The following is a 13985-nucleotide window of genomic DNA, read 5'->3' as shown; positions in this document are numbered from 1 at the left end:
CGCGGCGACCACCAGGCCGCATGCCCGGTCAACCGCAGCAGGATCAACTAGGCCGACGGGCATCTGGGTTTCCAACCGCTGACGTAGTCGACGGATCCCCGGCATGCTTTCCAGGCGGTGTCGGTGACATCACCAGGCTGCCCCCCAGGATCTCCACACGCAGACCCGTGGCCTGTTCGATCTGCTCGGCCACGACGCGCAGGTTCCCCGGGCGCGGACGCATAGCCGGGACAGTCACGGACGATCACTCCAATCCTTGCGGACGGTTCACCACTGAGATGGCTCGAACAGTCGATCCGGACGCGATTCCGGATACCACCATGCGATGGGCGGTCAGGCGATTGTTCCCTACTAGGCTTGGCGACCGTGGCGGTAGTGGATGGCGCGGCGCGCAGAGTGATCGACCTGGGACGCCGGGTGCTGGGCCTGGACGTCCAGCCGTCCGACCACACGATCGCGGTCCTGCACACCAATGAGACCGAGGTGCCGGGGCTCGACCGGCGAGAAACCCTGCAGCTGATGCGGATCCGGTTGCTCGGGGCCACCGGTGTGGTGATCATGGCGATCTCCGCGCTCGGCGTGGGTGCCCAGCCGGTGCATCAGAATCCGACGTCCGGGCTGCGGGTGCTGGGATTCTTCGCGCGGGCGCACACCTCGACGCTGGCCATGTGCATGATCGGCGCGACGCTCGTGGTGATGGCGTGGCTGCTGCTCGGACGATTCGCGGTCGGCGGATGGGGCGGGAATCCGCGGCACCGGCTGACGCGGTCGCAGATGGATCGGACGCTGCTGCTGTGGATCATTCCGCTCAGCGTCGCACCGCCGATGTTCAGCAATGACGTGTATTCCTATCTCGCGCAGAGCGAAATCGCGGCGCGTGGATTGGATCCCTATCAGGTGGGACCGGTCGACGGGCTCGGGCTCAGCAATGTGCTGACCAATAATGTGCCGAATATCTGGCGGGAGACCCCCGCGCCCTACGGTCCGCTGTTCTTGTGGATGGGGCGCGGTATCGCGGAATTGACCGGCAGCAACATTATCGCCGGGGTGTGGATGCACCGGCTGCTGGCGCTCGCGGGTGTGGCACTGATCGTCTGGGCGCTCCCCCGGCTGGCCCGGCGCTGCGGCGTGGCGCCGGTGAGTGCGCTGTGGTTGGGTGCGGCCAATCCGCTGGTGCTGTTCCACCTGGTCGGCGGGGTGCACAATGACGCGCTCATGCTCGGGCTCATGCTCGCGGGATTGGAGTTCTGCCTTCGGGCCATTGACGATTCACCGATATTCGACAGAAATGCCTGGGCCACCCTCATATTCGGCGCGGTGGTCATTACTTTGTCCTCGTCGATAAAGATCACGTCGATTGTCGCGCTCGGTTTCGTCGGAATGGCATTGGCCCGGCGGTGGGGTAACGGAATTCGGTCGATTCTCTTGGCGGGGGCCATATTAGGTGCGGTCGCCGTCGCCACAACGGCTTTCGTCAGCGGCTTCAGCGGTCTCGGATTCGGCTGGATATATACGCTGAATCAGGCCAGTGCGGTCCGCAGCTATCTGTCACTGCCCACGGCCATCGGCATCATCACCGGATTCGGGGGCGTACTGCTCGGACTCGGTGATCACACCACCGCCCTGCTCGATCTCATTCGGCCGATGGCGGAGATCGTGATGGCGTTCATCATCCTGCGCATGCTCGTCGCCACCTGGAAGGGACGGCTTAATCCGATCGGCGCGCTGGGGGTCGCACTCGGCGCACTCGTACTGCTGTTCCCGGTGGTGCAGCCCTGGTACCTGCTCTGGGCGATCGTTCCGCTCGCGGCCTGGGCGACCCGGCCCGCGTTCCGAGTTCCCGCGGTAGTCCTGTCCGTGGTGGTCAGCATGATGGTCATGCCGCGCGGCGCGGACTTCTATGTTTTCCAGATCGTCGAATCCGCCATCGCCACCGTGCTCGTGGGTTTGCTGCTGATTTTCCTCACCCGCAATGTGCTGCCATGGCGCAATCAGCCGGGGGTGTCGGCTCCGTCACAGCAGCCCACGGCCTACGGTGTCTCATCGTGACCGCAGCCTCCGAACCCGCCGTCAGAGTCGACGGCGTCGTCAAACGCTACGGCGACACCACCGCGGTCGACGGCCTCAGCTTCGAACTGCAACGCGCACAGGTGCTGGCACTGCTCGGACCCAATGGGGCGGGAAAAACCACGACCACCGAAATGTGCGAGGGATTCGTCGCCCCCGATGCCGGAAGCGTGCGAGTGCTCGGGCTGGATCCGATCGCGGACTCCGATCGACTGCGGCCGCGTATCGGCGTCATGCTGCAGGGCGGCGGGGCGTATCCCGGATCCAAGGCCGGGGAGATGCTGGATCTGGTCGCCTCGTACTCGGCCAATCCCCTCGATCCGAACTGGCTGCTGTCGACGCTCGGATTGCAGGACGCGCGACGCACCCCGTACCGGCGGCTCTCCGGCGGGCAGCAGCAGCGGCTGGCACTGGCGTGCGCACTGGTGGGACGGCCCGAGATCGTCTTCCTCGATGAGCCGACCGCCGGATTGGACGCGCAGGCAAGGCATTTGGTGTGGGAGCTGATCGACGCGCTGCGCCGCGACGGTGTGAGCGTGCTGCTCACCACGCATCTCATGGATGAGGCGGAGCAGCTCGCGGATCAGCTGGTCATCATCGACCACGGCCGGATCGTCGCGCAGGGCACGCCCGCCGAGGTCACCTCGCACGGCGCCGAGGGCCGCCTGGCCTTCACCGCCCCACCGAATCTCGATCTCGCGCTGCTGGCGGCCGCACTCCCGGAGGGCTTCACACCGAAGGAGACCACCCCCGGCTCCTACCAGCTGCACGGCGATATCACCCCGCAGGTGCTGGCCACCGTCACCGCCTGGTGTGCGCGAATCGACGTGCTGCCCACCGATATTCGCATCGACCAGCGCCGCCTGGAGGATGTCTTCCTCGAACTGACCGGACGGGAAATCAGAGGGTGACCGAGACCATCAACCGCTTCGCACCCGGTACCTTCACGCCCGCACCGCAGCCCACCACCCGGGCCAAGATGCTGACCGCGCAGACCCGCATGGAGCTGATCCTGTTGCTGCGCAATGGCGAACAGCTGCTGCTCACCATGTTCATCCCGATCACGCTGCTGATCGGATTGACACTGCTGCCGTTGAGCGGACTCGGCGACCATCGGGTGGATCGCGTCGTCCCGGCCGTGATGATGGTGGCGATCATGTCCACCGCCTTCACCGGCCAGGCCATCGCGGTCGGCTTCGATCGGCGCTACGGAGCGCTCAAACGCCTTGGGGCGACACCACTCCCGCGCTGGGGCATTGTGGCGGGCAAGTGCTCGGCGGTGCTCATCGTGGTGGTGCTGCAGTCGATCCTGTTGGGCGGCATCGGTATCGCACTGGGCTGGCGGCCCTCCCTCACCGGACTGCTGCTGGGTGCGATCGTGATCGCGCTGGGCACAGTCACTTTCGGCGCGCTGGGTCTGCTGCTGGGCGGCACCCTCAAGGCCGAGATCGTGCTGGCGCTGGCGAATATTCTGTGGTTCGTCATGCTCGGCACCGCGAGCCTGGTCTTCATGTCCGACGATCTGCCCGGCGCGGTCAGCTTGATCGCCCGCATAATTCCCTCCGGCGCGCTGTCGGAGTGCCTCGAGCAGGCGCTGCGCAACAGTATCGACTGGTACGGCCTGGCCGTACTGGCCGCCTGGAGCACGGTCAGCGGCTGGCTCGCCACCCGTTTCTTCCGCTTCGACTGAGGCTCCACGACAGGTTGTAGTAGGGCCGGTGACAGGCCCGAATACGCTCCCGCTACCATCGATCCGTGCTATCTCGCGCCTTCCAGCGATTCGCCGATCTGTTCCCGTTCGCGTCCCTGCGGGCGCAGCGCCTCATCGCCATCGCGGTGATCCTGTCCCAGGCCGGAATCGCGGTGACCGGAGCCATTGTTCGCGTCACCTCCTCCGGACTCGGCTGCCCCACCTGGCCGCAGTGCTTCCCGGGCAGCTTCGTCCCAACCGCGGTATCCGAGGTCCCGGCGATTCACCAGGCGGTCGAATTCGGCAATCGCATGCTGACTTTCGCGGTGACGCTCTGTGCGGCCCTGGTGGTGATCGCGGTGACCCGGGCGCGGCGGCGACGCAATGTGCAGATCTACGCGTGGCTGATGCCCGGCGGCACAGTGCTGCAGGCGATCCTCGGTGGTATCACCGTGCGCACCGGACTGCTGTGGTGGACGGTCTCGTTGCATCTGCTGGCCTCCATGCTGATGGTGTGGCTGGCAGTGCTGTTGTACGCCAAGATCAACGAACCCGATGACGGCATCGAGATCGTCCGAGCGCCCACACCGCTGCGATTGCTGACCGCCCTCAGCGGGATCGCCCTGTCGGGCACGCTCATAGCGGGCACCCTGGTCACGGGCGCGGGACCGCACGCCGGTGACAAGAGCATCGAGAAGCCGGTCGAACGCCTGCAGGTCGAGATCGTCACCCTGGTGCACCTGCACGCCGAACTGCTGGTCGCGTACCTCGCCCTGCTGATCGGGCTGGCCTGTGGCCTGGCCGCGATCGGCATGAACAAGGCCGTTCGCACCCGTCTGATCGTGCTGCTCGTGCTGGTCTGCAGCCAGGCGCTCGTGGGTCTGGTGCAGTATCTGACCGACGTCCCGGCCGCCCTGGTGGCCATCCACGTCGGCGGTGCCGCCGCGTGTGTCGCGGCGACGGCGGCGCTCTGGGCCGCCATGCGCACCCGGGAGACGGTCGTCGCGGAGGTCGGCGCACCCGCCACCCAGACCGCCTGACGGCGTCCGGGTTCGGCTGGGCCGGAGTCAGATCCGGTCCGCCACCACGATCCGCCCACTGCGCAGGAACGGCCCGCGCTCCACGGCCAGATCCAGTTCCTGCGCGACGGTGAGCTGGTCGATATCGGTGACGACTTCGAATCCGTTCGCATCCAGGAGTTCTCGCATGCGCTCGGGCGTCCAGGTCGATCGCATCGGTTCGTCGGCGATCGGATTCTGCCGTCTCGCCAAGGCCCACAACGGCCGGACGATCCTGCGTCCCAGCGTATTCCGCACCGACGGCGCGGGGTAGGTGATGATGAAACGGCTGCCCGGCGCACTGCGCGCAGCGACCACCGCGGCCGTGGCCGCGATCTGCTCACGCGTCAGATAGTTCACCACGCCCTCCCAGATCCAGGTGGTCGCGCGGGTCGTATCGTGTCCGGCCGCCGCGAGGGCCGCGTCCAGTGAATCGGTCGCGAAGTCCACCGGAACGAATCGCACCGATCCGGCGAGCAGCGTCCGCTCCCCCAGTCGCTGCCGCTTATCCTGTTGTGAGGCAGGCTGATCCACCTCGAAGACGGTCGCGTCGGCGAGCTCCTTCATCCGCCACGCCCGCGCGTCGAGCCCCGCGCCGAGAATCACCAGCTGGGTATTGCCGCGATCGCGCAGCGCGTCATCGATGGTGACGGTGCGAGTGGCAAGGGTCTCCGAAACCCCGGAGAGCAGACCGTATTCGATCCGATCCCCGAAGACCTGCGGCGCGACTCCGGAGCGCACCTGCTCCACCAGCACCCGCTCCGGCGCGGTCAGCAACTCGACCGCGACCGGATCGCTGAACCGCCCGACGGCCATCCGCCCATCCGCGACCGCCCGCCCCTGACACACCAGTACCGCCGTACGACTTGCCTTGCGCTCGGCCATGCGGCTCATTATTCAGCAGGTGTCCGGAGGATTGCTCGCCGACCGGGCTGCCCGCTCGGCGCGCGGGCGCGAAGGTTGGGCCCTAGCCTTCATGCGAGGCGGGGAAGATCAAGAAGGGTTCACCACCGATGAATGTGGCGCTGTGGGTTGTCGCGATCGTATTGGGATTGGCGTTCGTGGCGGCGGGAGTCGCGAAGAGTACACAACCCAAGGAGCAGCTCAACGAGAAGATGCCGTGGGTGGAGGATGTCACGCCCGCCCAGTTGCGGCTGATCGGAATCGTCGAATTCCTGGGCGGGCTGGGTTTGATCCTGCCCGCGTGGACCGGTATCGCACCGGTGCTGACTCCGCTGGCGGCGAGCGGTATCGCGCTGATCATGGCATTGGCGGCGGCCGTGCATATCCGGCGCAAGGAGTATGCGGCACTGCCGGTGAACGCGGTGATGTTCGCGCTGGCGGTATTCGTGGCGTGGGGCCGGTTCGGTCCCTACGCGTACTGACCACGTCCGCTCAGCCGTCGTACCCGAAGCGCGGTGACGCCCAGCGCGAAATCACTGATGATCTCGAAAATGGCTGCGAACCAAGAGATTCCGTTCACCTTGGCCGATGCGGGCGCATTGATGAAGCTGTCGCTGAACGGACCGAACCAATCCGGGAACAGGTGCACGAGGATGAATCCGGCGGCGCTGGCGAAGCCGATGCCGATCGCCGCCGGGATCGCCCACCGATGGTTGCGGAAGATCAGCACGATGGTGGCGGCGGCCAGGATCAACTGCACGGTGCCCAGCACCATGACGGTGCTGGAGACCGTATCCATACCGCGCCGCAGATGATCCGAACCGTGGACGAGCAGTGCGATCGCGAATACCACGGTGACCGTGCGGAGTTGCCGTTGCGCGGCGGCGGGTATGGCGGCCGGGGCGAGAGAATGAGTCATGGCGACCCCTTACGGGTGATTGCAGCCCTGAGTACTACTTATCGTAGTACAAACTCGGCGATCACGAGGAAGGGGGCAACTCCATCCACGCGCGCCGACCCATCATCGGTTCATCACAGCCGGAGACGCGAGGCTAGTCAAGCAACCGAGCGGCAATCCCTCGAGCGAAATATGCGGAGGTCAGAAGCTCTGCCAGGAGGGCTTGTTCTGCACCGCGAAGCGGTAGTAGTCGACGGCTTTGAGGTTCGCGGCCGCGGCGGGGTCGACGATGACGGTGACGTGCGGGTGCATTTGGAGGATCGAAGCCGGGCAGAAGGCGGAGACCGGGCCCTCCACTGCGGCGGCCACCGCGTCGGCCTTGCCCGCACCGGTGGCGATCATGAGCAGATGGTCTGCGTCGCTGATGGTTCCGAGGCCCTGGGTGAGCACGTGGGTGGGGACCTGGGTGAGGTCGTCGTCGAAGAAGCGGGCGTTGTCCTCGCGGGTTTTCGGGGTCAGGGTTTTGACGCGGGTGCGTGAGCGCAGGGACGAGCCGGGCTCGTTGAAGCCGATGTGGCCGTTCGCGCCGATGCCCAGGATCTGGACCGAGATTCGGCCGGTCGCGGCGATGGAGCGTTCGTAATCGGCTGCGGCGGCGGGGATATCGGCGGCTCGGCCGTCGGGGCTGTGCACATTGCCGTCCGCGAAGTCGACATGCGAGGTGAATTCGTCGCGGATGAACTGGGCGTACGACTGCGGATGACCGGGCGGCAGGCCGATGTACTCGTCGAGCAGGAAGGCCTGTACGCCTGCGAAACTCACCTCACCGGCCTGGTATTGGCGGATGAGTTCCTGATACGCGCCGAGCGGGGAGGAACCGGTGGCCAGGCCGATGGCGCGGGCGCCGCGGCGTACATGGTCGGCCATGATGCGGCCCGCCAGTACTCCGGCTTCGGCCGCGTTATCGGTGATCACGAGTTCCATTGCGCTCCGTCCTTGTACACGGTCGTCGGGTTCAGATGATGGTCGGTGACGAGCAGATCCGCTCGCATTCCGGGGCGCAGCGCGCCGATCTCGTCCGCGCGACCGAGCAGTCGCGCGGGGGTGGCGCAGGCCGCGACGGCGGCGGCGGTAAGGTCGACGCCCGCGTGGAAGACGGTGCGGCGCAGCACATCCGCGGCGCAGGCGGTACCGCCCGCGATGGCTCCCGCACCCTCGGGATCGTAGAGCCTGGACACGCCGTCCTTCACCACCACATCCAGACTGCCCAGGTGATAGCGGCCGTCGGGTTCGCCGGCGGCGGCCATGGCGTCGGTGATGAGGGCCAGATTGTGCGGGCCGATGGTATCGAAGACCATGCGCACGGTGCCGTCGGCCAAATGCACACCGTCGCCGATGACCTCGGCCACCACATCGCCGCGTCCGGCGGCGGCCATGGCGGCGGTCAGGAAGTTGGCGTCGCGGTGCGCGAGTTCGGGCATGGCATTGAACAGGTGGGTGATGGAGACCCGCCGGCCCCGGCGCATGGCATGGACGGAGCGGTCGTAGTCGGCGACCGTATGCCCCAGGGACAGCACCACATTCGCCTCCGCGAGCACATCGGCGAGGGCGTCGAAATTGGCGGTCTCGGGGGCGACGGTGACCGAGAGAATACGGCCACCGGCGTAGTCGACGAGCCGCTGCAGCATGACCGGATCGCCCGCGACAATGCGGTCGGGATTGTGTGCGCCCCTGCGGTGTTCGCTGATGAACGGGCCCTCGAGATGGATACCCGCGAGCAGACCGCCGTCGATGGCCTTGCCCAGCACGTCGATCCGTTCGCGCAGTTCGGCTTCGGTGGCCGAGACCAGCGAGGCGACCAGCGTGGTGGTGCCGTGCCCGCGGTGGAAGTCCGCGGCCACGGCCACACCGTCGGAATCGGTCTCCGGGAAACCGAATCCGCCGCCGCCGTGACAGTGCACATCGATGAGTCCGGGCAGGATGACCGGCGGCTCCCCCGCCGTTTCGGGGAGCTCACCGTCGAATCCTGTTGCCGGGCCGACATAGTCGAGCAGCGGTCCGTCGAACGACACCACACCGTCGGCGAGTTCGCCCGCCTCGGTGAGGGTGACGACCCGGCCGCGCAGTGTTGTTCTCACTGCGTCGTCGCCCCCGTATACGGCGTGATGTCCGCTCGCCGCCGTGACCCGAGTGCTGTCGCGAATTGCCTTGCCGCGCTCACTTCTTCCGCCCCAGTGCCGCCCCGGCCACGTCCACCGCATCGTCGGCGGTGCGTGCGGAGAGCACCGCTTCGGCCGCCGCCCGGCACTGCTCCAGGGTGACCTCGGTGAGCCGCGCCCGCACACCCGCCAGCGAGCGCGGGGCCATGGAGAGCGTCTCGACGCCGAGACCCACCAGCACACAGGCGAATTCGGGGTTCGAGGCCGATTCGCCGCAGACGCCGACCTTCACACCGTGCGTCTTCGCTCCGGCGACGACCATGGCGATGGTCGCGGCCAGTGCGGGCTGCCACGGATTGTGCAGCGCCGCCAGCGTGGCAGACATGCGATCCGCGCCGAACAGATACTGCGAGAGGTCATTGGTGCCGATGGAGAAGAAATCCACCTCCGCGCCAAGATGTTCCGAGCGGATCGCGGCGGCGGGAATCTCCACCATCACGCCCGGTGACCGCACCCCGGCCGCCCGGGCACGGGTGGCGAAGTACTTCGCCTCCTCGACGGTGCCGACCATCGGGGCCATCACGCTCACGCTGGCCCCGGTGGCCGCCCGCGCGGCCTCGATGGCCGTGAGCTGATCGAGCAGCGTCCCCTCATCGACGCTGCTCAACCGAAGGCCGCGCACGCCCAGTGCGGGGTTCTCCTCATCCGGCAGGTTGAGGAAGGGCAGCGGCTTGTCCGAGCCCGCATCGAGGGTGCGCACGGTGATCGGCCGCTCCCCCAGGACCCGGAAGATGTCCGCGTATTGTTCGGTCTGTTCGGCCACGGTCGGCGCGGATTGCCTTCCGAGGAAAAGGAATTCGGTGCGGAACAGGCCCACACCCTCCGCACCGAGTTCGACGGCCAATTGAGCGTCGCCGACGCTGCCCACATTCGCGAGCAGCGGCACCGCGTATCCGTCTGCGGTGCGACCGGGACCGGTAGGGGCGTCTGCCTGTCGTGCACGCACGGCAAGCACTTCCTCGCGACGCCCCGCCTCGGGCTCGATCTCCACCACACCGCCGGTGCCGTCGATCACGACCACGGTGTTCTCCGCGATCTCGCCCGCGCCGGGGCAGGCGACCACAGCCGGAATCCCCAGGGCCTTGGCCAGAATCGCGGTATGCGAGGTGGGACCGCCCGCGACGGTGAGCAATCCGACCACGATCGCCGGATCCAGGGTCGCGGTATCGGCGGGTGCCAGATCCTGTGCGGCGAGCACGAAAGGCGCTGCGCTGTCCGGGATTCCGGGCGGATCCTGACCGAGTAGTTCGGCGACCACGCGCTGTCCCACGTCCCTCAGGTCGGAGGCGCGTTCTGCCATCATGCCGCCCAATGCGGTCAGCTGATCGGCGAAGTGCGCGACCGCCTCGGTGACCGAATGCGCGGTGGGTCCGCCGGCACGGATACCCGCGCGCACCTGATCCAGCAGAGCCGGGTCGGCCGCCAGCGCCGATGTCATGAACAGGATGTCGGCGGCCGGACCTTCGGCATCGAGGGCCTGCGCGGAGTACCGCGCCGCCACCGTCTCGAAAGCCGCTTCGGCGCGGGAGATTTCAGCGTCGGCATCGCTGCCGGGGGCGTCGGAGGCGCTGGTGACGGGCGCGGCCGCCAGCCACTTCACCGGTCCGAGCGCCACCCCGGGAGCGGCGGCGACGCCGTGTACCTCATGCGTCAAGATCGGTCTCCAGCAGCTTGACCAGCTGGTCGAGGGTGTCCTCGTTACCTTCCTCGGTATAGAGGATGACCTCATCGCCCTGCTTCACGCCCAGGGTCATCACCTGCAACAGGCTGCCCGCGGCGACCGGGGCTTTCCCGTCGACCGAAATGGTCACCGGGACCGGCGATTTGGCGGCGGCCTGCGCGAAGAGCGCGGCCGGGCGGGCATGCAGACCGGTCTTCGAGGCGACTACGGCGGTGCGATTGATCATTACGCGACGTTCTCCTTCTCGATCTCTTCTTCATCGGGTTCACGGCCCGGGGTCGGCAGGTTCCAGCGCTTGATGATGAAGCTGAAGGTGACGTAGTAGAGCACCGCGTAACCCAGGCCGATGGGGATCAGCAGTAGCGGATGCGTCGCCTTGCCGAAGTTCAGCAGATAGTCGATGGCGCCCGCGGAGAAGGTGAAGCCGTCGTGGATGCCGAGCCAATTGGTCAGTGCCAGCGAGGTTCCGGTGAAGAACGCGTGGATGAGCAGCAGCGGCCAGGCCACGAAGATGAAGGCGAATTCCAGGGGCTCGGTGATACCGGTGACGAAGGCGGTCAGACCGGTCGAGAGCATGATGCCGCCGATCATCTTGCGATTCTCCGGCTTGGCATTGCGCCAGATGGCCAGTGCGGCGGCGGGCAGGCCGAACATCATGATCGGGAAGAAGCCGGTCATGAAGGTGCCCGCGTTCGGATCGCCGTGCAGGAACATGGCGATATCACCGTGGTAGGTCTGGCCGTCGACGGTGTAGTCACCGACGACGAACCACACCACCGAGTTCAGGATGTGGTGCAGGCCCAGCGGCAGCAGCATGCGGTTGGCGAAACCGAAGACGCCGCCACCGGCAACGGCGTTGTCCGACACCGTATTTCCGAGCCAGGTCAGTCCGGAGTTGAAAGCCGGGTAGACGAAGGCCAGGGCCACACCGATGAAGACGGCCGCGACGGCGGTCAGAATGGGCACCAGGCGGCGGCCGGAGAAGAACCCGAGATAGTCGGGCAGCTGGGTGCGGTGGAATTTGGTCCACAGCATGGCGGCGGTGATACCGATGACGATGCCGCCGAGGACACCGAAGTTGATCATCAGCTGGGAGCCCTTGGCGTCCAGCTTGCCGTCGAGCACGACCGGGGACATGGCTTTGAAAACGCCGCCCAGCGCCAGGTATCCGACGACAGCGGCGAGTGCGGTGGAGCCGTCGGCCTTCTTGGCCCAGCCGATGGCGATGCCGACCGCGAACAGCAGCGGCAGGTTGTCGATGAGCGCTCCGCCGGCTCCGGCGAGCACATTGGCGACGGTTTCCATGGCCGACCAACGGCCGAGCATGTCGTCCTGTCCTAGCCGTAGCAACAGGCCGGCAGCGGGTAGCGTTGCGATCGGCAGCATCAAGCTGCGGCCGAGCTTCTGCAGTCCGGACAGGTCGATTTTCTTGCGTGCGCCCTGGGCGGTATCGGCCATAGCGGTGGTCCTCGGTCTGTGAATAGGGTCACCAGAAGATAGGGTGACTGGTTATAACCACAGTAAACTGGTTATAACCAGCTTTGTCCACTCGACACGCACGGAGGAAAGATGTCGAAAGTCGATCAAATCGTCGCCGGTCTCGGCGGTACCGGCAATATCGTCGAGGTCGAGGGTTGCATCACGCGCCTGCGCGTGGAAGTCAAGGACCCTGCACTGGTGAACGAGAAGGATCTCAAGGCCGCGGGCGCGCACGGCGTGGTCAAGATGGGTGACGCGGTTCAGGTCGTGGTCGGCCCCACCGCCGACGCCCTGGCCGAAGACATCAACGATCTGCTCTGAACACCATGAGCACACAGATTCTCGCGCCCCTGCCCGGCACCGCGATCCCGCTCTCCGAGGTGCCCGATCCGGTGTTCGCGGCGGAGATGGTCGGCTCCGGCGTCGCCATCGAACCGCCCGATACCGATGAGTCGATCACGGTGGTCGCACCCATCTCCGGCTCGATCGTGAAGCTGCATCCGCACGCCGCGGTCATCGTCTCGGACGACGGCGTCGGGGTGCTGCTGCACGTCGGCATCGACACCGTCGGCAAGCCCGATCTCTTCGAGGTGAAGGCCGCCGAGGGCTCGCGCATCGAGGTTGGCGAACCTCTGGTTATCTTCTCCCCGAACGCCATTCGCCGCCTCGGCCTCAGCGCCGCGGTGCCGGTGGTCGTCATGGACACCCCGCCGGGATCGGCACAGCAGGCCGCCGCCGGTGCGGTCACCGCCGGTGAACCGCTCTTCGCCATCTGAGCGGTCTCCGGAACGAACCGAGCCCCGGCCTGAATCAGGCTGGGGCTCAGTCGTATCGGCGTCAGTCGGCCGCGGAGACCGTCATGTAGACCTGGTATCGATCTGCGCGATACCAGGATTGGGCGTGTTCGATACAGCGGTCACGGGAGTAGGACATGCGATCGAAGGCCAGCAGCGGGGAACCGACATCGGTGCCGAGCCAGCCCGCACCTCGCTCATCCGCGGCCACCGCGCGGACGGTCTGATCGGCGCGGTCGATGGGGCAGTCGTACTGCTTCTCCAGCAACGAGTACAGCGATTGCGTCAGGTCATGGTCGAGCAGACCGGGGAGCAGGTCCGCGCGGTACCAGCCGTCGTCGATGGAGATCGGCAGACCATCGGCCAATCGGAGCCGCACCAGATGAAAAGCCTTGTCGCTGGCGCTGGTTCCGAGCGCGTTGATCGAAGCGGGCGGCGGCACAGCGAAATCGGTGTGCAGCACCACCGTGCTGGGCGTGCGGCCGAGGCGGCGCATGTCATCGCTGAAGGACGCCATATGCAGGCGGGAGCGTGCCACCCGCTCGGCGACGAAGGTGCCCTTACCCGGAATACGGGTGATGACGCCCTCGGTCTCGAGCTGCCCCAGCACTTCTCGCACCGTCATGCGACTGACGCGGTAGTCGTCGCAGAGCTGGCGTTCGCTGGGCAGCATCTCACCGGGGCGCAGCTGCGCGCACAGGGTGGTCAGCGCGGAGCGCAGCTGCGCCTGTTTAGTCACTCGGCCCGACACGTCGTCCTCTGGGTCCGTACGCCCCCCGCGGATTGCGGGCTCATTCGACCTACTTCTCGTTGCGCGCCTTGGGGAATCGCTTCTGCTTGGCCACCCAGCCCGCCATCTTGGCCCAGTGGCCCTTGGCCGGGGTAACAGCGGAGACCAGCTCACGGTTCCACTCATCGGCCTCGGTGAGACCGTCGACGGCGGCCACGAGCGCCTTGGCGGTCTCCAGGTCGCCGACGACCCGATCACCGAGGATACCGTCGGCACCGACCAGGGTGACGCGGACGCCGATACGGCCGATGGGCTGCAACACCGCGGTGGCCGAACCACCGTGCTCGGCGAGGAATCCCTTGACGGAATCGACGACGGACGGCGACAGCTTTGCGGGTGCCTGGGCAGCGGTAGCGCTCATGGCTTGGAGTTTACCCATCGGTAGATCGGAGTCGATGAGCCGCCG

General features: G+C 66.8%; 16 protein-coding genes. 7 read left to right on the top strand and 9 right to left on the bottom strand.

Annotated features, from left to right (window positions below; all coding sequences use genetic code 11):
- Nucleotides 1-366: 366 nt before the first annotated feature.
- The 4 genes from mptB to OHB26_RS26830 all read left to right on the top strand — a co-directional run bounded on the left by mptB (nt 367) and on the right by OHB26_RS26830 (nt 4797).
- Entirely contained in the window at nt 367-2049 is a 1683-nt protein-coding gene (gene mptB, locus OHB26_RS26845; RefSeq protein WP_330180022.1) for a polyprenol phosphomannose-dependent alpha 1,6 mannosyltransferase MptB, read from the top strand.
- Nucleotides 2046-2978 (top strand): ABC transporter ATP-binding protein, encoded by a 933-nt coding sequence (locus OHB26_RS26840; RefSeq protein ID WP_330180021.1) that lies wholly within the window; start codon nt 2046-2048, stop codon nt 2976-2978. The genes mptB and OHB26_RS26840 overlap by 4 nt, the downstream gene beginning before the upstream one ends.
- Nucleotides 2975-3757 carry an ABC transporter permease gene (locus OHB26_RS26835; protein WP_330180020.1) on the top strand — a complete coding sequence of 261 codons (783 nt, stop codon included), beginning with the start codon at nt 2975-2977 and terminating at the stop codon, nt 3755-3757. The genes OHB26_RS26840 and OHB26_RS26835 overlap by 4 nt, the downstream gene beginning before the upstream one ends.
- A gap of 65 nt (nt 3758-3822) precedes the next feature.
- Nucleotides 3823-4797 carry a COX15/CtaA family protein gene (locus OHB26_RS26830; RefSeq protein WP_330180019.1) on the top strand — a complete coding sequence of 325 codons (975 nt, stop codon included), beginning with the start codon at nt 3823-3825 and terminating at the stop codon, nt 4795-4797.
- A 27-nt stretch (nt 4798-4824) separates the two neighbouring features.
- Here OHB26_RS26830 and OHB26_RS26825 read toward each other — a convergent pair whose 3' ends face one another.
- A complete protein-coding gene (locus OHB26_RS26825) occupies nt 4825-5700 on the bottom strand; it encodes a class I SAM-dependent methyltransferase (RefSeq protein WP_330180018.1) in 876 nt (291 codons plus the stop codon).
- A 128-nt stretch (nt 5701-5828) separates the two neighbouring features.
- Here OHB26_RS26825 and OHB26_RS26820 point away from each other — a divergent pair, with 128 nt between their 5' ends.
- A complete protein-coding gene (locus OHB26_RS26820) occupies nt 5829-6200 on the top strand; it encodes a DoxX family protein (RefSeq protein ID WP_330180017.1) in 372 nt (123 codons plus the stop codon).
- Here OHB26_RS26820 and OHB26_RS26815 read toward each other — a convergent pair.
- From OHB26_RS26815 to OHB26_RS26790, 6 genes are all read right to left on the bottom strand, one after another.
- Nucleotides 6188-6637: a hypothetical protein gene (locus OHB26_RS26815; RefSeq protein ID WP_330180016.1), complete on the bottom strand. Its 450-nt coding sequence runs from the start codon at nt 6635-6637 to the stop codon at nt 6188-6190. The two genes, OHB26_RS26820 and OHB26_RS26815, sit on opposite strands and share 13 nt — an antisense overlap.
- A 180-nt stretch (nt 6638-6817) precedes the next feature.
- A complete protein-coding gene (gene nagB / locus OHB26_RS26810) occupies nt 6818-7600 on the bottom strand; it encodes a glucosamine-6-phosphate deaminase (RefSeq protein WP_330180015.1) in 783 nt (260 codons plus the stop codon).
- On the bottom strand, nt 7588-8754 hold the full coding sequence (locus tag OHB26_RS26805; RefSeq protein WP_330180014.1) for an N-acetylglucosamine-6-phosphate deacetylase: 1167 nt from the start codon (nt 8752-8754) through the stop codon (nt 7588-7590). Before OHB26_RS26805 ends, nagB begins: the two co-directional genes overlap by 13 nt.
- Before the next feature lie 79 nt (nt 8755-8833).
- Nucleotides 8834-10489, bottom strand: coding sequence for a phosphoenolpyruvate--protein phosphotransferase (gene ptsP / locus OHB26_RS26800; protein ID WP_330180013.1), 1656 nt, complete (start codon nt 10487-10489; stop codon nt 8834-8836).
- Nucleotides 10479-10742 carry an HPr family phosphocarrier protein gene (locus OHB26_RS26795; RefSeq protein WP_330180012.1) on the bottom strand — a complete coding sequence of 88 codons (264 nt, stop codon included), beginning with the start codon at nt 10740-10742 and terminating at the stop codon, nt 10479-10481. The genes ptsP and OHB26_RS26795 overlap by 11 nt, the downstream gene beginning before the upstream one ends.
- Complete coding sequence (locus tag OHB26_RS26790; protein ID WP_330180011.1) at nt 10742-11974, bottom strand: PTS transporter subunit EIIC; 1233 nt, start codon at nt 11972-11974, stop codon at nt 10742-10744. The genes OHB26_RS26795 and OHB26_RS26790 overlap by 1 nt, the downstream gene beginning before the upstream one ends.
- Nucleotides 11975-12085: 111 nt before the next feature.
- On the opposite strand from OHB26_RS26790, the gene OHB26_RS26785 reads away from it, so the two are divergent.
- Both OHB26_RS26785 and OHB26_RS26780 read left to right on the top strand, forming a co-directional pair.
- A complete protein-coding gene (locus OHB26_RS26785) occupies nt 12086-12316 on the top strand; it encodes a PTS glucose/sucrose transporter subunit IIB (RefSeq protein ID WP_330180010.1) in 231 nt (76 codons plus the stop codon).
- A 5-nt stretch (nt 12317-12321) separates the two neighbouring features.
- Nucleotides 12322-12771, top strand: a complete 450-nt coding sequence (locus OHB26_RS26780) for a PTS sugar transporter subunit IIA (protein ID WP_330180009.1) — start codon at nt 12322-12324, stop codon at nt 12769-12771.
- A gap of 61 nt (nt 12772-12832) precedes the next feature.
- On the opposite strand, the gene OHB26_RS26775 is transcribed toward OHB26_RS26780, so the two are convergent.
- Complete coding sequence (locus OHB26_RS26775; protein WP_330180008.1) at nt 12833-13528, bottom strand: GntR family transcriptional regulator; 696 nt, start codon at nt 13526-13528, stop codon at nt 12833-12835.
- 61 nt (nt 13529-13589) lie between these two features.
- Nucleotides 13590-13940: a hypothetical protein gene (locus OHB26_RS26770; protein WP_330180007.1), complete on the bottom strand. Its 351-nt coding sequence runs from the start codon at nt 13938-13940 to the stop codon at nt 13590-13592.
- Nucleotides 13941-13985 lie beyond the last annotated feature (45 nt).

Source organism: Nocardia sp. NBC_01503, assembly GCF_036327755.1.
GTDB lineage: Bacteria > Actinomycetota > Actinomycetes > Mycobacteriales > Mycobacteriaceae > Nocardia.
Note: the sequence above shows the minus strand (reverse complement) of the source record. Positions and strands in the feature narration are given on the sequence as shown.